Below are 18,329 nucleotides of genomic sequence, written 5' to 3'. Positions count from 1 at the left end.
GAGTGAGCACACCCGAGACCCCGGCGGCCGCGGGAGGATCATCCTCCCGCGGTCGTCCGTCCGTGCGTCGCGAGCTGGTCGAGCAGCGGATCTTCGACGAGGCGACCCGTCTGTTCGCGGAGCGCGGATTCGCGGGCACGGGCTTCCAGGACATCGCCGACGCCGTGGGACTGACGCGCCCGGCGCTCTACCACTACTTCCCGAGCAAGGACGACTTGCTCGCGCGGATCGTCGTCGGCAGCACCGACGACTCCGCACGTGAGATGGAGGCGGTTCTCGAGCGAACGGATCTGGACGCCGCCGAGAAGCTGCATCGCGTCGTCGCGCTCACGGTGCGGCGCAATGCGCGGCAGCCCGAGCGGCTCCGCCTTCTCATCAGGTCCGAGTCCGATCTCCCGGAGGCCATCGCAGCGAGACACCGGGAGGGCCGCCGGACGGTGCTGCGCCTCCTGGTCAACATGATCGAGCGAGGGATCGCCGATGGACTGTTCCGGCCTGTCGATGCACGCGTCGCCGCGTTGGGGATCATCGGGACGATGAACTGGGTGGCTTGGTGGTACGACCCGCTCGGCAGCGAGGATCTGACCGCGTTGGCCGACCAGCTCGCGGATCAGGCGGTCGCCGGCCTGCTTGACCCTACGCGCGATGCGGCCGCAGGTGGAGGTCCGCTGGCCGCGATCGCGACACTGCGCGCCACCTTGGATCGGCTCGAGCGCACGCTCACGACCTGAGGCGAAGCACCAGCTTGCCCGTGTTGGCGCCGGAGAACAGCATCGACAGCGTTGCGGGGAAGTCGTCGACTCCGCCGTCAACGACGTGCGAGCGGGTGATGATGCCCCCGTCCTGCAGGCGCGACGCGATCTCACGGCGGGCCTCGGCGAAGCGGTGGGCGTAGTCGGTGACGATGAACCCACTCATCGATGCGCGGTTGACCAGGAGTGAAAGATAGTGTGACGGGCCCGGTGTGGGGGACGAGTCGTTGTAGGTCGCGATCGCACCGCAGATCACGACGCGGGCCGAACGGCGGAGCATCTGGAGCCCCGCATCGAGCGTCTCGCCGCCGACGTTGTCGAAGAAGATGTCCACGCCGTCCCCTGCTGCGCCACGCAGGGCATCGAGGACGGGTCCCGCGCGGTAGTCGATGGCCTCGTCGGCCCCGAGCGATTCGGTGAGCCACGTGGTCTTGTCCTTGCCACCGGCGATGCCGATGACCCGGCATCCCTGCGCCTTGGCGAGCTGGACCACCATGCTCCCCACGGCTCCCGCTGCGCCGGACACCAACACGGTCTGACCCGGCTTGACGGCGGCGACGTCGTGCAGGCCGAACCACGCCGTCATCCCCGGAAGTCCGAGCGCTCCGAGCCACGTAGCCTCGTCCGCGACCGAGAGATCGATCGGCGTCAGGTCTGCTCCGCGCACGACCGCCAACTCGGTCACGCCCACGAGTCCCATGACCGTGGTTCCGGCCGGTAGGTCCGGGCACCGGGACTCCAGGACGGTGGCGGTGCCGGAAGCCCGCATGACGTCGCCGATGGCGACCGGAGGCAGGTAGGACGGCCGGTCGTCGAGCCAGCCGCGCATCGCCGGCGCCAAGGACAGGCAGCCCACCCGGACCAGGACCTCGCCGTCCTCCAGCGCGGGAACGGGAGTTGTCGTGAAGGACCAGGTGGAGTCTTCCGGAAGGCCGTCAGGTCGGCGAGCGAGTCGGACTTGGCGGGTCGAGTGGGTCATGAGTCCTCCGGAGGGCTTGGCAGATGATTGTCACTGACGTAAGATCTTTTACGTTATCGTCAATCGACGTCGGAATGGAAGAGGGATCGCATGACTCATCACCGCATCGGGCTGATCGTCCCCAGCTCGAACGTCACCGTGGAGACGGAGCTGCCCCGGCTGTTGGCGCGGCATGCCGACGAGTCGTTCAGCTTCCACTCGTCGCGGATGCGCATGAGCGCGGTGACTCCGGCGGGCCTGCGCGCCATGAACGTCCAGCGCGAGCGGTGCGTCATGGAGGTGGCCGACGCGTCGCCCGACGTCATCCTCTACGCATGCCTCGTCGCGCTCATGGCGGGCGAACCGGGAGAGCACCGCCGGGTCGAGTCGCTCGTGGCCGAGCAGCTGGCGACGGGGGAGTCCCTCGCGAGAGTCCGCTCCAGCGCCGGGGCCCTCCTGAACGGCCTCGACGCACTGGGTGCTCGCCGGGTCGCCCTGGTCACGCCGTACATGAGGCCGCTCGCGGAGCGAGTCGTCCAATACCTCGAGACCGAGTCCGTCGAGGTGCACGACTGGGCAGCGCTCGAGGTCGAGGACAACGAGGCGGTCGGGCGCATTCCGGGCGAGCGTGTCATGGAAGCGGCATCCCGGCTCGACCTGACCGGCGTCGACGCCCTCATCATCTCCGCCTGCGTCCAGATGCCGTCGCTGGACCTGGTCGCGAAGGCCGAGGATCAATTCGGCCTCCCCGTGCTCTCGGCAGCGACCGCCGGCGCATTCACGGCCCTCGAGGCCCTGGGCCTCACCACCGTGCTTCCCGACGCCGGCTCCCTGCTCGCAGCCCAGCGGCCCGTCACTGCCTGACCAACGAAACCACCTGAGGAGAATCGCATGACACTTCACGACACCCATCTGGCTCGCGGTGTGGACCACGCGGCGTTTCCCACGTTCGACCCCGCCGGGACGGTTCGCTTCTACCGCGACGTCCTGCGATTCCCGGTCGTGCACTCGATCTGCGCTGCCGGCTGGGGTCCGGAGAAGCACCCGGACTTCATCCACTTCTTCTTCGACATCGGCAACGATGACCGGCTGGCGTTCTTCTACTACTTCGGATTCGAGTCTCCGCACGCCGCGCAGCAGGCCGCGGGCGTGGCCCACGGCGACGCGTACGCGAACTTCGACCCCGCTGTTCCCAGCTTCTTCGTCGGGTCTCGCCACCTCGCCATCCACGTCGACTCCAAGGAGGCGCTGGACGAGATGCAGCGCCGCCTCGACGAGAGCTCGTGGCCGACGGACATGCGGGTGCAGCACGAGACCATCGAGTCGATCTACACCACGGACCCGAACGGCTACATCGTCGAGTTCACCCGGGCGTTGCGGCCGGTGACCCCGGAGGAGGACGTCGACGCCAACCTGACGATCGACGCCCTGGTCGACATGATCGACTCCGGAGCGGACAGCTTCGACGCCCTCTTGCAGCGCAAGGCCGAGCTCATCATCGAGCGGGCAGACGACTGGACCCTCGAAGCGCCGGAGCCGGAGTTCGCTCCGCGGGGCGTCGAAGGCGCCACCCACGACAGTGCGGGGAGGCTCTGACATGGCATCGGTCTTCGTGCTGGACACCCCCGAGAACCGCCCGTTCGTCGCCGTCGCCGGCCAGGACGCCCGGGTCACCCTCGGACGGCTCGGACCCTACCTGCGGATCGAGACCGCCGATGAGGTCGAGGTCGACCGGCGTGCCACGGGCTGCCGCCACGCCGTCTGGTACAGCGCCATCGCGGGACTGGACGGGCTGCGGATCGAACAGTGGGACAAGGACGCGTTCCGGGCGGTGCCGCGATGAGCCGGTCCGTGCTGACCCAGTCGGGCGTGGGGGCCGGGCGCTATCTCGACGACGACACCTCGTACGAGGACTTCGAGGCCTCCGTGCACCAGCTCGTGACGCATGACGGCGCCCGAGTCGGCGGCGTCCTGCGCCGTCCGCCGGGACGGACCGGGACAGTGGTGACGATCATGCATCCGCGGGAGGACTCGACGCACCACCCGCTCGTCGGTCCCCTCCTGCGCGCGGGCTTCGCGGTCTGGACGCAGGGGTCGCGCGCGGTGAACAACGACCTGAGCCTGCTGCACGAGCAGGCGTTGCTCGACGTGGCCGCCGGGCACACCTTCCTGCGGGACCGCGGGTTCGTCAATGTGGTCACGCTCGGTCACTCGGGAGGAGGCACGTTGGCCGCGTTCTACCACGAGCAGTCCGCACGCACGCCGTCCCAGCGCCACGAGAGCTCACCGTCGGGAAAGCCCGTCCCCCTTCCGGAGGCCCTGATGCCGTTGGCCGACGGCGCGGTGTTCGTGGCCCCCCATCCCGGCCAGGGCGTCCTGCTCGCGAGGCTCATCGATCCCTCCGTCGTCGACGAGTCCGATCCACTCTCCGTCGACGCGACCCTCAACCTCTACGACCCGGGCAACGGGTTCGCCGAGCCTCCGGCCACGTCGCGCTACGAGTCGGACTTCGTCTCGGAGTACCGCGCCGCTCAGATGGCCAGGATCGAGCGCATCGACGCCCGAGCTCAGGAGCTGCTCGCCGACGCCCAGCGTGCGCGTCGTGACTTCGCAGCGACCGGAGCGTCAGCCGACCGACGGCGCGTGATCGCTCCTCGGATCATGACGATCCATCGCACCGACGCGGATCCGCGCTGCGTGGACCTCTCCCTCGATCGCAGCGAGCGGCCATACGGGTCCCTCTTCGGCAATCGGCCGGACCTGACGAACTACGGTCTGATCGGCTTCGCGCGGATCACGACGCCCGACGCGTGGATGTCGACGTGGTCGGTGACCACGTCGCGCGCGAACTTCCTGCGCAACGCGACGTCCGTCGTGGCGCCGTCGCTGTTGGTGGAGTTCACGGGGGACCAAGCTTGCTTCCCGTCCGATGCGCGAGCCATGTACGACGCCCTGAGCAGCCAGGACAAGAGGCACGTCAAGGTGGCCGGTCGGCACTTCGGCCAGGCTCTTCGCGAGGGTGCTCGCTCGGGCGCCGATCTGGCTGGGGAACAGGTCATCCGCTGGCTGAACGAGCGCTTCCCGGCCGGATGAGTCATGACCGGCCCGTTTCGCCCAGCATCACGGCGCGGGGTGGATCTGCTGCGCGGACGGACGGTAGTCGCCGGCGCGCCGGTCTGCGCTTCGGGCTGGATGGGAGTTCATGCGGCAACGGGGCGGCCAGCGAGCGAGCCCGCGTGACCGTCACTGCTCCACATCGCGCGAGTACACCATGGCGCCAGCACAGCACCTTGCTGGGCTCGTGAAACAAGCCTCGCGAGACAGATAGGTTCAGGTCAATGCACAAGAACATCATGATTGGCTCGGTCATCACCGTTGCCGTCTCCTGGATTTGCTGGTGGGCCTGGATGGGTTGGGACACCGCGAAGGATCTCGATCTCGCCACGGGCAATGAGACGGGTCCGTACGAGGCGTGGCAGGTCATCGGCTCGGCGCTGTGCGTGGTGGCACTCGTGGCCGTCGCGACCGTTCAGTGGGGTCCGCTCGTCGCGACCGTGGCCACCACCGTTGGATACACCGCCGGGTGGATGATCACTGCATTCAGCCAAGACGAGCAGGGACTTGCCCTGATCGGCGGCCTGTTGGTGCTCGCGGGCGTTGCGATCGGATCGGCGCTCGTCGCTGTACTGGCACGCCGTCTGGTCGGCCCCGCGAGGACCTAGTCTCGAGTCAGTCCACGGCGGGGTCGAGGATCGCAGAGCAGGACTCGGCGATCCTCGGCCCCGGCCGCGCCGGACGGAGAGTTGCTCGCCTGGACGCGACATGATGCCGTCGCGGACGCCGGTGGGCGGGCCTCGACCCGACCGCCGTCCAGGCGTGATGTAGCCGTGGTCTCAGCGTTGATGCCGGACGATGTCCTCATAGGGAGGACCCCCCCGGGATATCGACCTTGCTCGAGTTGGTGTCCGTTCGGTGCTGGGCGAGCTCGCTCGGCACCCGGATGTGAGCGACACGATCGACTCACGCACGCGCCCTGAGCCAGGCGCCCGCGCCCAGGGTCGCGGCAATTCGTGGCGCGCTCGCGGGGACGACGCCAGTCTCGACCGCGATATCGAGATCCACCTCGCGGCGGTAAGTCGAAGTGGAGCTCCGGACCGTCGCGCTGGTGCCGTGTTCGAGGAGGAGTGACCGCGAGTCGGTGGTGAGCGCTGCGGAACGATGCGTGGACGCGCGCCGCGCGAAGACGAACCAACGATCAACCCTCGTGAGGACGGCGTCGCGACGCGCTTCCCCGGGAAATCAGGTCCCTCCGGGGAGATGGAGACGTGTCGGGCTGTCGTAGCAGGGGTGATCCCGCTCACGCGTGGAAGATGTTCCTGCGCGGACGAGCACCCGGCCACTCAGAGCGTGACCGAGACGGGCACCAAGCCATGCAGAAACCGCCTCTCGCTCAGTTCACTGCACGTTGACTGCACGGATTGGGATGCGCGTCAGCGGTCATCAACGCGCTAGAATGAGCACTGTCAGGGTGCTGATTTCTCAGCCATTCCAGCAGAAGTGCGTTGGAACGGGCAACGATGGGAAGAGTCGGGAAAAGCCCCGGCTTCTTCCAGAGCGCCGGCTCAAGTCTCGCCCCCATCCACCACGAAGATCAGGTCCGGAATCCACCGGATCCCGGGCCTGATTCCTTCGGTAGCGTTCAATGGGCTTGGCCATGTTGCGGTGTCGATAGGGTGGGCGGACTCCGGTCCGGTCTTGAGAGGTTGCGTGTCGATGGCTCGTCCCAGCGTGGTGGAGGATCGTCGCCGCGAGATTCTCGAGGCGACATGTGACGTCGTGGCCGACCGCGGATTCCGAGATCTCCGGGTTGCGGACGTTGCCAAGATCGCGCAGTGCAGCTCGGGGACGATTCACTACTATTTCGACTCCAAGGACGAGCTGCTTCGCGAGGCCTTCAGGTTCGAGTACGAGAAGTCCCGCGAGCGTCGGGCGGAGGCACTCAATGATGAGGACGACCCCGTCACCCGACTGCGCAAGCTGGCCGCGGGTTACCTGCCGTCGACTCCCGAGTCGGTGCGCTCGTGGCGCGTATGGCTCGAGTTGTGGGTCTCGGCCGTGCGAGATCCGAGCATGAGTCGCATCAACGACGAGTATTACAACGAGTGGCGCGAGGCCGTCCTCGACGCGGCGAACGAGGGTCATTCCATGGGCATGCTCTCGGTGAGCGACTCGCTCCTGTTCGCCAACACCTACGTCTCGATGATGGACGGATTGGCGATTCAGGTCCTCGTCGGAGCGCAGAGCATGGACGTCGAACGCATGCGTGCGACCTGCCGCGCATTCGTCGACGAGTTCGCCGTGTGACGCTCGATCGTCAGGTCGGCGTACCCCACGCTCCCTCGAATGGCGTGAATCCCGGCGCGGCGCGGGGCCACGGATGAACTTCCTCCCAGAGCCGCGCGACCTCGACCAACGTGAGGTCCTGCTGACGGCCGCTCAGGATCTGCAGACCGTGCGGAAGGCCGAGCTCGTCGAGTCCTGCAGGTAGCGAGATGGCAGGGTGGCCGGTGAGGTTGGCCAGGACGGTCTGCGTGAGTCCCGGTGGGCTCCCGGGAGTCGCGAACCCGGGTGCGCAGCCATCGGGGGTGTAACCGGGGCCGGTGAGCACCGGCGCGGCCAAGACGGTCCCGGGAACGAGAATCTCGTCCAAGCGACGCTGCGACGCGGTGCTCCGCCGCCGGATGCCCAGATATTCCTGCGTCGTCACGTCGAACCCGCGCCGGAGAGCATCCAAGAACTGCGGGTCCCACGCCTCAGACCACTGTTCCACCGTCTCGGAGCCAAGGAGGTGCGCTTGTTCTGCAGAGGTCGCGGAGTACCAGTCGTCCTCCCAGTAGGTGGGCAGCTCTGGTTCGTCCGCGAAGAGCTGATCCACCGTCATCTCCTCGACGACCAGTCCGAGCGCCTGCTCGAGGAGTTCGCGGTGGTGCGCAGCGCGGCGAGCGTCCAAGGGCGACGGTGTCCCGGTGAACCGTGGCACGAGCACCACACGACGAATCGTCGAAGGCGACTCGAGCTGGTGCCTGCCGAGTCGAGGCGGACCGGTGAGCAGCGTCGTCAGGAGCGCCAGGTCGGACGCGCCCCGGGCCAGGATGGCATCCGAGTGGCAGTCGATCCAGGCCGGCCAGCGTGCCCCATCGACCACGCCGCGGCTGGGCTTGAGTCCCAGAAGCCCACACAAGGAGGCGGGGATCCTGACCGAGCCGCCGCCATCGCTCGCTGTGGCGAGAGGGACCATCCCGGCAGCGAGGGCTGCCGCGGAACCTCCGCTGGACCCGCCCGGGGACCAGTCCCTCCGCCACGGGTTCATCGTCGAGCCGTACAGCCGGTTGCTGGTGTACCCCTCGAAGGCGAACTCACACGTGTTGGACCGACCCACCACGACGGCACCGGCGGCGCGAAGTCGAGCAACGACGGGGGAGTCGCGGGAAGCTCGGGGAGCATCTCGAAACGCGAAGGCGCCGAAGGTCGTGGGCCAGCCTTCGACATCCTCGATGTCCTTGACCAGCAGTGGCATCCCGGCCAGGGGGAGGCGGGCGCGTTCGGTGGCCGAGAGTGAGTCGATCCGGGCCGCTTCGGCCAACGCGCGCGTCGCATCCGTCGATGTCACGGCGTTCACTGCAGCGTTCTGCAGTTCGATCCTTCGAAGGGATTCCTGGACGACCTCGACCGCAGGCAGCGCGCCGTCCCTGACCCTGGCGATGACAGTGGAAAGCGCCACGGCGCCACCTTTCCTCTTGGCTTGACTGACTCGCCAATCAATAATACTGTGCTCCAGGTCACGCTCGCAGCGAGACCCCGTTCTGTTCGACAACGAAACTGGTGAAGACTCCCATGACCTCCTTGCGTACACGCGCCCTGGTTCATTCCACGCCCGACGGCCTGACGGTGCGAGAGCTCGACGTGCGCGCCCCTCGCGGTGACGAGGTCCGAGTTCGCGTCCGTGCGTCCGGCGTGTGCCACTCGGACCTGCACCTGATCGATGGCGATTGGCCCTCGGACGAGGAGCTCGTGCCAGGTCATGAGGCGGCCGGTGTGGTCGAGTCGGTGGGCGACGACGTGCTCGGTCTCCAGCCCGGCGATCACGTGGTCCTGTCCTGGTTCCCGCCCTGCGGCGACTGCGTGGCGTGCGGCCGCGGACAGCAGTGGCTCTGCACGGGAAACATGTGCAACGAGCACCGACTGCCAGATGGCGGCACCGCCTACTCGGCCGACGGAAGGGATGTCTTCCCGTTCATCGGCGTCGGTGCGCTCTCGGAGTACGTCGTCGTTCCCGAGGCTGCCGCCGTCAAGGTTCCCGATGAGCTGCCCTTCGAGATCGGCGCCTTGATCGGCTGCAGCGTCGCGACGGGCGTGGGCGCCGTCGTCAACACGGCCGGCGTCTCAGCGGGGCAGGCAGCAGTCGTCATCGGCTGTGGGGGAGTCGGGCAGGCCACGATCGCGGGACTGGCCCTCGTTGGGGCTTCTCCCATCATCGCGATCGACTTGTCCGCCGAGCGATTGGAGGCGGCACGTGGGGTCGGTGCGACACACGTGGTGGACGGCGGAGCGTCGGATGTCGCAGCGCAGGTCGCCGCGATCGCGGCGGAGGGCGTCGACTTCGTGTTCGAGGCCGTGGGACACGTCGCGACGATCTCGCAGGCCATCGCGCTCGTGGCCCCCGGCGGCGCCGTCGTGCTGGAGGGATTGACCGCTGCCGACCGGGCCGTACCTCTCGACGCATATGCCGTCGCTGCGGAGGGCAAGCGCATCCTCGGCTGCAACTACGGCTCCACCGTCGCCGCACGGGACTTCCCGCGACTGGCCTCGCAGTACCTGTCGGGCGAGCTGCCGCTGGACACCTTGGTCGGACCGCGGATCTCGCTGCCCGACGCCATAGGAGCTTTCGAGGACATGCGCCGCGCCCGCGGGGGGCGCGCCGTCGTGGTGTTCGGGGAATGAGCGCGTCAACCATGACCGCTCTCGACGAGAGGAAGATGATGACGGACGACAACTTCGACGAGGAGCTGGAGCGCAGGCTCCGACTACTCGAGGATCCAGCATCGGGCGAAGGTCCGCTGGAGAACCTGCCCTGGCAGGATGTCGCTGCAGCGGTGATCGGCCTGGCCGTCATCAGCGTGCTGCTGCTGGTCTGGGGGTACCCGCGATGACGGGACCTGCACGCGGAGCCGTCGACGGAGGTCGCGCGACGGACCACGGAACGGCCGAGAACGAGCTGCCTCTTCTCAAGACCGACCGCATCTGGAACATGCGGAAGTTCTCCGGCATGAACGTCACGCTGGCCATCGCGACATGGGCCTTCCTGCAGGGCGGCGCCGTCGCCCTGTATGTCGGAGCCGAGGCTGCGATCGTCAGCATCCTCATCGGCTACGGCATCGGAGCTCTGCTGGTCTCGCTGGCGCCGTGCCTGCCTTCTGCCAAGTACGGCGTGGAGATGTACACGGGCCTGCGCAGCGTTTTCGGGGTCGCAGGAGCGAAGGTCGTCATGGTCGTCATGAGCGTCCTGGTCATGGCGGCATGGACGGCGCTGCTGGGCATCATGGTCGGTCACGCGATGGTCAACGTGCTCGACGAGATCATCGACAGCACCTTTGCGACGTCCAGCACGGCCATCACCATCGTCGCCCTTCTTGCCGTGCTCGGAACCTGGCTGCTGTTGATCGGCGGAGCCAAGGTCGTCGGCAAGGTCGGCAACTTCGCCGCGCCCGTGCTCGTGGTGATCACCCTCGGGATGCTCGTGCTGATCTTCACCGAGGTGTCCTGGGGTGAGCTGGCTGCTGCCCCCGCGCTGTACCCGATGGAGGACCAGCACATGGCGTTCATGCTCTCCATCGAGTTGAACGTGGCCGGCGCTCTGGCGTGGTACCCGATGATCGGCAACCTCGCCCGACTGACCGACACGCCCCGTGCCTCCTTCTGGCCCAACGCCTTCGGGTTCTTCGGTGCGTCGAGCTTCGCTGCGATCGTCGGTGTCTTCGCTGCCCTCACCCTCGGCTCGGACGATCCGACCGTGTGGATGATCCCGCTGGGCGGCGCCGTGCTCGGAATCGCCGTGCTGGCCTTCATTGCGTTCGCGAACCTCACGAGCATGGTCGCAGAGGCCTACTCCGGGATCAGCGCCATCACGGGCTTCAGCGCGAAGGCGCGGCGGGTCCGTTGGCCAGTCATGGCAGCTTTGTTCCTCGTCCCGGTCGCCGTGATCTGCCTGTTCCCCGAGACGGTCTACGACAACTACGGTCGCTTCCTGTCCTGGGTCGCCATCGTGGTCGCGCCCCTGTGCGGCATCCACATCGTCGACTACTTCGTGCTGCGCCGTACGCGGCTGAGCCTGCGCGACCTGTACCGGAGCGCAGGTACTTCGGCCTACGGGTTCTGGGGAGGCTGGAATCCGGTCGCCTTCGTGGCGCTGGGTGCCGGGGCTCTCGCGTACTACTTCTTGCTGCACCCCGTGAACTACGAGCCCGGGAACGGGTTCGAGTACTTCGGCGCCTCGGTGCCGTCGGTCGTCGTCGCGGGCCTCGTTCACTGGATCGGCACGATCGCCGTCGTGCGTCGTACCGGGCGCGGCGGATACGCCACGACCGAGGTCGAGTCTCGCGTCTGACTCCTCGTGATCCGTCCCGGTCCCGCCAAGGTGTTGACCGGGACGGATCACACCTGCCATTATTAACTGACTGATCAATTAAGAAATGAGTTGTGGTGTCCTTCTTGGTTTCGCCCCCGCCTCTCCGCGACGCGAAGGGACCCGCGGCCGGCTTGCACGTCTTCGGTGACCCGGACTCGGTGGCCGTCGTCGGCGCCTCGAACGACCCGGCGAAGTGGGGCTACTGGCTAGCTCGCGGGGCGCTCGCAGGGCGTGAGCGCCGCTCCGTCTGGCTCGTGAACCGAGCCGACGGCCACGTGCTGGGGCAGGAGACGAGACCGAACGTGTCCTCCCTCCCGGGCGTCCCTGAGCTCGTCGTGGTCTGCGTGCCACCGGCACATGTCGCCGCCGTGGTGGACGAGTCCCTCACGCTCGGCGCCAAGGGCTTCCTGATCATCACCGCAGGAGTTCCCGAGGCAGACGCCTTGGCGGCGCGGATCCGCGGAGCAGGGGCGCGTCTCATCGGACCCAACAGCCTCGGCCTGGTCGACGCGTCGACGGATCTGGACCTGGCCTGGGGACACTTCAGCGCCGGGAACCTGGCGATCGTGTCCCAGAGCGGGCAGCTGGGGTCGGAGATCGCGAATCTCGCGGCCCGGTCCGGTCTCGGCGTCTCCCGCTTTGTGTCGGTCGGCAACCAGATCGACGTCAACGCCGCGGAGTTGCTCGAGGACCTGGTCGAGCACGAGCAGACCAGGCTCGTGGCGCTGTACCTGGAGAGCTTCGCCGGAGGCGAGAGCCTCGTGCGCACGCTCCGCAGGCTTCGTGCGGCAGGCAAGCGCACGATCGTCCTGGCCACGGGTGCGAGCGAGGCGAGCCGGCGGCTCGCGGCAAGCCACACCGGCTCCATGACGTCCACCCTGGACCTGGTGGACGCAGCCTGTCGCGCGTCGGGTGCGGTGCGAGTGAACACCCCGACCGAGCTGGTGGAGCTGGCGAGCTACCTGTCCATGGCGTCCCTCCCCGCCGGCGACCGGGTGGCGGTCGTCAGCGACAGCGGTGGCCAGGGCGGCGTCGCAGCCGACGCAGTGGCAGCGGCTGGGCTCGACACCCCGGAGTTCTCCGCCGGTCTGCAGGAGTCGATCGCCGCACTCCTCCCGGCCGGAGCCGCGATCACCAACCCGATCGACCTGGCCGGTGCCGGTGAGAGCGACATGCAGACCTATGCCGAGCTCTGCGAGCTGCTCGCGGCGTCCGGTGAGGTCGACTCGATCCTCGTCTCGGGCTACCTCGGTTGCTACGGGGAGGACACTTCGGCGATCGCAGCCGACGAACTGGCGGTGGTGGACCGACTGGGAGCGCTGGTCGCCGCGTCCGACGTGCCACTCGTCGTCCACACGATGAGCGCCGGCTCGACTGCCGTCAGCCGGATGCGCGAGCACGGGATCGCCACGGTCGAGGCTGTCGAGCAGGGCGTCCGGGCGCTCCAGAACGCGCGTCATCTCGCATCGCATCCCGGACGGGAACTCGACACGGTCTCCCCGCGAAGCCTCGGTGCTGCCCCCGGGTACTGGGCTGCTCGCGGCGCCTTGGGACGGGTCGGCGTCGCGCTGCCGACAGCGGCGCTGGTGACGGACGTGGAGTCCGCACGAGCAGCGGCGCTGGAGCTCAGCGCCCCTCTCGTCCTCAAGGCAGGCTGGCTGGCCCACAAGAGCGAGCACGGTGGTGTCCGACTGGGGCTACGGAACGCCGGGGAGCTCGTCGATGCGTTCATCGAGATGCACGCTCGCCTGGGCGACGGAGAGTACGTGGTGGAGGAGCAGGACCGTCGCGACGACGTCGTCGAGGTCCTGATCGGCGCTCGTCGCGACCGCGACTTCGGGCCGACCATCAGCGTCGGAGCCGGAGGCACCGAGGCCGAGCTCTGGAAGGACGTTCGCACCGAGATCGCCCCGATCGATCGCGAGGTCGCACTCTCCATGCTTGAGTCGCTGCGGAGTCACCGACTCCTGACGGGATGGCGAGGCCGACCGGCGGTGGACATCGGTGGACTCGCGGATCTGCTCGTGGCGGTGGCCGAGGGAATCTGCAGTGACGAGACGATCGCGGACCTGGAGGTCAACCCGGTAAGAGTGGCGCCCGGCGGACCGTTGGCGGTCGACGGTCTGATCAGCTTCGTCGACCCCGCCACGCAGACAGTCACCCAGACGAGGAAGGCGCACTGATGGAGACGACTCGCGACGACGTTCTGGTGAACGGTGTCTGGCACCCGGTCGGCCGTTCGATCGCGGTGGAGAACCCTGCGACGACGTTGACGGTGGGCTCCGGTGCCGCGGCCGACCACACGCACGTGGACATGGCGGTCCGTGCGGCACGAACGGCGCTTCCCGGCTGGTCGCAGACGACACCCGCCGAGCGCGCGGACCTGATCGAGGCACTCGTGGAGGCCCTGCGCTCTCACCGCGACGAGCTCGTCGACCTCACGATCGCCGAGGTGGGCGCCCCGGTATCGGTCGCGCGGCCGTGGCACGTCGACGTGTCCTTGGACATCCTCTCGTCGGCCGCGTCGCATGCGCGATCCTTCGAGTTCGAGCAGCGGCACGGTGATGTCACGCTGCTGCGCCGTCCGGTCGGAGTCGCAGGTCTCATCACGCCGTGGAACTACCCGCTCTACCAACTCGCAGCGAAGATCGGCTCGGCGCTGGCAGCAGGGTGCACCGTGGTCCACAAGCCCTCGGAGCTGACGCCGCTGTCGGCCTATCTGTTCGCCGAGGCAACTGTCGAGGCCGGGCTCCCGGTCGGCGTCTTCAACCTCGTGCCGGGGACGGGACCGGACGTGGGTGGTCCCCTGGCCGCCCACGAGGGGGTTGACCTCATGTCGTTCACGGGCTCCACCGTCGTCGGGAGCACTGTCGCTGCGGCGGCCGTGAGCCACCTGGCGCGCGTCAGTCTCGAGCTCGGTGGCAAGTCCGCGAGCATCGTGTGCGACGACGCCGACCTGGCGAACGCGGTGCGATGGACCGTGGACTCCTGCATGCTCAACAGCGGTCAGACGTGCAGTGCGTGGACCAGACTTCTCGTCCCACAGTCGCGACTGGCGGAGGCCGTCGACATCGCGGCACAGCGCGCCGACGAGATGGTGGTCGGCGACCCGACCGAGACGGCGACCGAGCTCGGACCGCTCGTGAGCTCGTTGCAGCTCCAGCGTGTCACCGACAAGGTTGAGCAGGCGGTGCAGCGGGGCGCTCGCGTGGCGACATCCGCAACCACTCCGCTGCCGAACACCGGCCACTTCCTACGACCTGTCGTCCTGGCCGACGTGTCGGTCGACGACCCCGCGAGCCGCGAGGAGATCTTCGGTCCGGTCCTGGTCGTCCACGGCTACCGCGACGATGAGCACGCCATCGAGATCGCGAACAACACCGAGTACGGCCTGGCGGGAGCCGTCTGGTCGGCAGACCCCGCGCGAGCCGCCGGGATCGCCGCCCGTTTGGACACCGGCCAGGTCTTCATCAACGAGGCCGAGTTCAGCGTCGAGTCGCCGTTCGGCGGCTGGAAGCACTCGGGATTCGGACGTGAGTTCGGCCTCGAGGGCCTGCTCGAGTTCACCGAGCTCACAGCCGTCCACCACTGACCACGGTCCCGGTTGCCTCCGCGGATCGCCACACACCCCACCACACAGGAGAGTTCTATGCCCCAGCCCAATGTCGAGTACTGGCCCCTCACTCAGGATCAGCGCGACATCGTGGAGATGGTCACGGCCTTTGCGGCCGAGGAGATCCGGCCGCGCGGCCGTGAGGTCGACGAGGCCGACACCGTCTCACCGGTGGACATCTTCCAGAAGGCGGCCAAGGTCGGCATCACCGACTTCATGCTCCCGGAGGAGTACGGGGGCGGCGGATTCACCGACGTCTTCACTCAGTGCCTCGTGCAGGAGGCGCTGTGCTGGGGAGACCCCGGCATCGGCAACTTCGTGTGCTCGAACGGCTTCTTCGCCGACCCGCTCCTGGCGCTCGGCACCGAGGAGCAGAAGGAGAAGTGGCTCCGGCCGTTGACGGGCGACTCGCCGCTGTACACCGCGCTGGCCACCACCGAGCCCGGTTCCGGGTCGGACGCCGCCTCGATCGTGACCCGCGCCGACAAGGTCGACGGCGGCTACGAGATCAGCGGTCAGAAGGCGTGGATCTCCAACGCCGGTCTGGCCGACCAGTACGTCGTCTTCGCCAAGACCGATCTGACGCAGCGGTCCCGCGGTGTCAGCGCCTTCCTGCTGACGAAGGACACGCCGGGGATGACCTTCGGTGAGCCGATGAAGAAGATGGGCCAGCGCGCCATCGTGTGCCGTGAGGTCTTCTTCGACAAGGTGTTCGTGCCGGAGGAGAACCGCCTCGGTGACGAGGGCCAAGGCTTCTCCGGACTGATGAAGACGTTCGACGTCTCGCGCGTCGTGCTGGCCGCCGCTGCCACGGGCTCCGCCCGCGCCGCCTACGAGTACGCCCTGGACTACGCGCGTCAGCGGACGCAGTTCGGCAAGCCGATCATCGAGCACCAAGCCGTCGCCTTCCGCCTCGCCGACATGGCCACGCGGATCGAGTCGGCCTGGCTCATGACGCTGCACGCGGCACGCCGGCTGGACGCGGGGGAGAACGTGAACGGTCTCGCCGCAATGGCCAAGCTCCAGGCGTCCGAGACGGCCATGTTCGTCACGCACGCCGCGGTCCAGACGCTCGGCGGCTGGGGCTACTCGCGTGAGTACCCGGTCGAGCAGTGGATGCGCGACGTGAAGCTGGAGGAGATCGAGGAAGGCACGTCCGACATCATGCGCCTCGTGATCTCGCGGAACCTCTGAGCACGGCAGGAGAACAGTCATGATCTCGACGATCTTTACCGAGACGTTCGGCGTCCGGCACCCCATCACGTGCGGCGGCATGACCGGCTTGGGCACGGCCGAGCTGATCGCGCCGGTCGCGGAGGCCGGTGCGCTCGGATTCCTCACGGCGCTGACGCAACCGACCCCGGAGGCGCTCGCCGCCGAGATCGAGCGGACGCGTGAACTGACCGATCAGCCGTTCGGGGTGAATCTCACCATCCTCCCGACGCGGGACCCCGTGCCGTACGACGAGTACCGGGCAGCGATCGTCGAGTCCGGTGTTCGAGTGGTCGAGACGGCTGGGTCCAGTCCCGAGCCGCACCTGCCGGACTTCAAGGCAGCCGGCATCAAGGTGATCCACAAGGCCACCAGCGTGCGGCACGCGCTGTCGGCCGAGCGCAAGGGCGTCGACGCCATCAGCATCGACGGCTTCGAGTGCGCTGGTCACCCGGGGGAGGACGACGTCCCGGGTCTCATCCTGATCCCGACGGCAACCCGTGTCCTCTCGGTGCCGTCATCGCCTCGGGTGGGATCGCGACCGGATCGGGCCTCGTCGCGGCCCTCGCTTTGGGGGCCTCGGCGGTGAACATGGGTACACGGTTCATGGCCACGACTGAGGCGCCGATCCATCAGGCCGTCAAGGACCAGATCGTCGCTAACGACGAGCGCGACACGGTGCTCGTGTTCCGCGAGTTCCGTAACACAGCTCGCGTGGCCCGCAACGCGATCTCCGAGCAGATCCGCGAGCTAGGAGCCCGCCCGGACGCCACCTTCGCCGACGTGGCCGAGCTGGCGTCCGGCGCGCGGGGACGCGACCGGGTCCTGGCCCGTGGCGACCTTGAGGACGGCATGTGGTGGGCGGGCCAAGCCCAGGGCCTGATCCACGACGTCGCACCGGTCGCCGACGTGGTCGATGCGATTGTGATCGAGGCTGAGCAGCTGCTGCGGGAGTCCCTGCCGGCGGTCGTTTCGTGACCGCCGGCACCGCCTCGCGCACCGGGTGGGTCTGGCACGAGCTGTACGGCTGGCACGACACCGGTCGAGCCGCCGGGTACGTCCTGGGCGCGCCGGGTGTCCAGCCGTTCGCGCACTTCGAGTCCGCGGAGTCGAAGACCCGGTTCGCATCGCTCGTCGAGGTCAGCGGATTGCGAGAACAGCTCACGGAGATCCGCCCTCGTGCCGCTTCGGTCGAGGACTTGTTGCGCGTGCACGACGCCGCTCATGTCGACCGGATCCGCGAGGAGAGCCGGCGCCAGCACGGCGGCGACATGGGCGACGGGTCGTCGCCCTTCGGGTGGAACGGGTACGAGGTCGGTGCGCTCGCAGCGGGTGGAGCCATCGAGGCGGTGCGCGCGGTGGCCGACGGTAGCGTCGACAACGCGTACGCACTGGTGCGTCCTCCCGGTCATCACGCCGTCCGCGAGTCCGGCATGGGTTTTTGCATGTTCGCCAACGTCGCCGTCGCGATCGAGGCGGTCCGGGCGAGTCACGGCCTCGAACGGTTCGCCGTGATCGACTGGGACGTGCACCACGGCAACGGCACCGAGGCGATCTACGCCGACGACCCCGACGTGCTGACGGTGTCGATCCATCAGGATCGCAACTACCCCATCGACACCGGGGACGCCGGGGTGCACGGCGCAGGGGCCGCGGCCGGCTCCATCGTCAACGTGGCCCTTCCGCCGGGATCGGGGAACGGGGCATACCGTGCGGCGTTCGAGCGCGTGGTCCTGCCGTCGGTCGCGGCGTTCAAGCCCGACATGATCATCGTGGCATGCGGCTACGACGCGTCGGCGGCTGATCCGCTCTCGGCGATGATGCTGACATCGTCGACGTATCGGGAAATGACGCGGAGTCTCGTCGAACTGGCCGGCGCGGTTTGCGGCGGTCGCCTCGCGATGAGCCACGAGGGTGGGTACTCGCCCGTCTACGTGCCGTTCTGCGGCCTTGCCGTGGTCGAGGCGCTGAGTGGCATCGACTCCGGGATCGCCGACCCGTACGAGGCTGACTGGGCGGCGTGGGCCGGTCAGGAGCTCCAGCCGCACCAGGGGCGGGTCATCGAGCTCGTCCGCGGCCAACTCTCTTTGTCGACTGAATGAATTCGGG

16 protein-coding genes and 1 pseudogene are annotated in these 18,329 nt (G+C 68.2%); 15 read left to right on the top strand and 2 right to left on the bottom strand.

Translation table 11 applies throughout. The features are described 5' to 3' along the window. The first annotated feature begins 2 nt into the window (after nt 1–2). Complete coding sequence (locus tag RT323_RS01970; RefSeq protein WP_313404537.1) at nt 3–731, top strand: TetR/AcrR family transcriptional regulator; 729 nt, start codon at nt 3–5, stop codon at nt 729–731. Here RT323_RS01970 and RT323_RS01965 read toward each other — a convergent pair. Continuing rightward, entirely contained in the window at nt 721–1,731 is a 1,011-nt protein-coding gene (locus RT323_RS01965) for an NADP-dependent oxidoreductase (RefSeq protein ID WP_313404535.1), read from the bottom strand. The two genes, RT323_RS01970 and RT323_RS01965, sit on opposite strands and share 11 nt — an antisense overlap. Before the next feature lie 90 nt (nt 1,732–1,821). Between RT323_RS01965 and RT323_RS01960 the strand changes: the two genes are divergently transcribed. The 6 genes from RT323_RS01960 to RT323_RS01935 all read left to right on the top strand — a co-directional run bounded on the left by RT323_RS01960 (nt 1,822) and on the right by RT323_RS01935 (nt 7,074). Further along, complete coding sequence (locus tag RT323_RS01960) at nt 1,822–2,574, top strand: maleate cis-trans isomerase (protein WP_313404533.1); 753 nt, start codon at nt 1,822–1,824, stop codon at nt 2,572–2,574. A gap of 27 nt (nt 2,575–2,601) precedes the next feature. After that, on the top strand, nt 2,602–3,306 hold the full coding sequence (locus RT323_RS01955; protein ID WP_313404531.1) for a VOC family protein: 705 nt from the start codon (nt 2,602–2,604) through the stop codon (nt 3,304–3,306). A 1-nt stretch (nt 3,307) separates the two neighbouring features. Then, a complete protein-coding gene (locus RT323_RS01950) occupies nt 3,308–3,553 on the top strand; it encodes a hypothetical protein (RefSeq protein WP_313404529.1) in 246 nt (81 codons plus the stop codon). Continuing rightward, on the top strand, nt 3,550–4,803 hold the full coding sequence (locus tag RT323_RS01945; RefSeq protein ID WP_313404527.1) for an alpha/beta hydrolase: 1,254 nt from the start codon (nt 3,550–3,552) through the stop codon (nt 4,801–4,803). Before RT323_RS01950 ends, RT323_RS01945 begins: the two co-directional genes overlap by 4 nt. A 245-nt stretch (nt 4,804–5,048) precedes the next feature. Beyond that, the gene (locus tag RT323_RS01940) at nt 5,049–5,432 is read left to right on the top strand and encodes a hypothetical protein (protein ID WP_313404525.1); all 384 of its coding nucleotides are present in this window, start codon (nt 5,049–5,051) and stop codon (nt 5,430–5,432) included. 1,051 nt (nt 5,433–6,483) lie between these two features. After that, nucleotides 6,484–7,074: a TetR/AcrR family transcriptional regulator gene (locus RT323_RS01935; protein ID WP_313404523.1), complete on the top strand. Its 591-nt coding sequence runs from the start codon at nt 6,484–6,486 to the stop codon at nt 7,072–7,074. 10 nt (nt 7,075–7,084) lie between these two features. Here RT323_RS01935 and RT323_RS01930 read toward each other — a convergent pair whose 3' ends face one another. Continuing rightward, on the bottom strand, nt 7,085–8,491 hold the full coding sequence (locus RT323_RS01930; protein ID WP_313404521.1) for an amidase: 1,407 nt from the start codon (nt 8,489–8,491) through the stop codon (nt 7,085–7,087). A 113-nt stretch (nt 8,492–8,604) separates the two neighbouring features. Here RT323_RS01930 and RT323_RS01925 point away from each other — a divergent pair, with 113 nt between their 5' ends. From RT323_RS01925 to RT323_RS01890, 8 genes and pseudogenes are all read left to right on the top strand, one after another. Further along, nucleotides 8,605–9,711, top strand: coding sequence for an alcohol dehydrogenase catalytic domain-containing protein (locus tag RT323_RS01925; RefSeq protein ID WP_313404519.1), 1,107 nt, complete (start codon nt 8,605–8,607; stop codon nt 9,709–9,711). 11 nt (nt 9,712–9,722) lie between these two features. Continuing rightward, nucleotides 9,723–9,920, top strand: coding sequence for a hypothetical protein (locus tag RT323_RS01920; protein WP_313404517.1), 198 nt, complete (start codon nt 9,723–9,725; stop codon nt 9,918–9,920). Then, entirely contained in the window at nt 9,917–11,374 is a 1,458-nt protein-coding gene (locus RT323_RS01915) for a cytosine permease (protein WP_313404515.1), read from the top strand. Before RT323_RS01920 ends, RT323_RS01915 begins: the two co-directional genes overlap by 4 nt. Nucleotides 11,375–11,526: 152 nt before the next feature. Further along, complete coding sequence (locus tag RT323_RS01910; RefSeq protein ID WP_313404514.1) at nt 11,527–13,578, top strand: acetate--CoA ligase family protein; 2,052 nt, start codon at nt 11,527–11,529, stop codon at nt 13,576–13,578. Continuing rightward, nucleotides 13,578–14,987: an aldehyde dehydrogenase family protein gene (locus tag RT323_RS01905; protein WP_313404513.1), complete on the top strand. Its 1,410-nt coding sequence runs from the start codon at nt 13,578–13,580 to the stop codon at nt 14,985–14,987. The genes RT323_RS01910 and RT323_RS01905 overlap by 1 nt, the downstream gene beginning before the upstream one ends. A gap of 57 nt (nt 14,988–15,044) precedes the next feature. Then, complete coding sequence (locus RT323_RS01900; protein ID WP_313404511.1) at nt 15,045–16,202, top strand: acyl-CoA dehydrogenase family protein; 1,158 nt, start codon at nt 15,045–15,047, stop codon at nt 16,200–16,202. A gap of 19 nt (nt 16,203–16,221) precedes the next feature. Then, nucleotides 16,222–17,198, top strand: a pseudogene (locus RT323_RS01895) (NAD(P)H-dependent flavin oxidoreductase). Continuing rightward, nucleotides 17,195–18,322 carry a class II histone deacetylase gene (locus RT323_RS01890; protein ID WP_313404509.1) on the top strand — a complete coding sequence of 376 codons (1,128 nt, stop codon included), beginning with the start codon at nt 17,195–17,197 and terminating at the stop codon, nt 18,320–18,322. The pseudogene RT323_RS01895 and the gene RT323_RS01890 overlap by 4 nt, the downstream one beginning before the upstream one ends. Nucleotides 18,323–18,329 lie beyond the last annotated feature (7 nt).

This window comes from Aeromicrobium sp. (assembly GCF_032084975.1).
Classification (GTDB): Bacteria; Actinomycetota; Actinomycetes; order Propionibacteriales; family Nocardioidaceae; genus Aeromicrobium.
Note: the sequence above shows the minus strand (reverse complement) of the source record. Positions and strands in the feature narration are given on the sequence as shown.

Coding starts and splice junctions, on each gene's coding strand:
- RT323_RS01965 (WP_313404535.1), bottom strand. CDS start 1,731: ATGACCCACTCGACCCGCCAAGTCCGACTCGCTCGCCGACCTGACGGC.
- RT323_RS01960 (WP_313404533.1), top strand. CDS start 1,822: ATGACTCATCACCGCATCGGGCTGATCGTCCCCAGCTCGAACGTCACC.
- RT323_RS01955 (WP_313404531.1), top strand. CDS start 2,602: ATGACACTTCACGACACCCATCTGGCTCGCGGTGTGGACCACGCGGCG.
- RT323_RS01950 (WP_313404529.1), top strand. CDS start 3,308: ATGGCATCGGTCTTCGTGCTGGACACCCCCGAGAACCGCCCGTTCGTC.
- RT323_RS01945 (WP_313404527.1), top strand. CDS start 3,550: ATGAGCCGGTCCGTGCTGACCCAGTCGGGCGTGGGGGCCGGGCGCTAT.
- RT323_RS01940 (WP_313404525.1), top strand. CDS start 5,049: ATGCACAAGAACATCATGATTGGCTCGGTCATCACCGTTGCCGTCTCC.
- RT323_RS01935 (WP_313404523.1), top strand. CDS start 6,484: ATGGCTCGTCCCAGCGTGGTGGAGGATCGTCGCCGCGAGATTCTCGAG.
- RT323_RS01925 (WP_313404519.1), top strand. CDS start 8,605: ATGACCTCCTTGCGTACACGCGCCCTGGTTCATTCCACGCCCGACGGC.
- RT323_RS01920 (WP_313404517.1), top strand. CDS start 9,723: ATGACCGCTCTCGACGAGAGGAAGATGATGACGGACGACAACTTCGAC.
- RT323_RS01915 (WP_313404515.1), top strand. CDS start 9,917: ATGACGGGACCTGCACGCGGAGCCGTCGACGGAGGTCGCGCGACGGAC.
- RT323_RS01905 (WP_313404513.1), top strand. CDS start 13,578: ATGGAGACGACTCGCGACGACGTTCTGGTGAACGGTGTCTGGCACCCG.
- RT323_RS01900 (WP_313404511.1), top strand. CDS start 15,045: ATGCCCCAGCCCAATGTCGAGTACTGGCCCCTCACTCAGGATCAGCGC.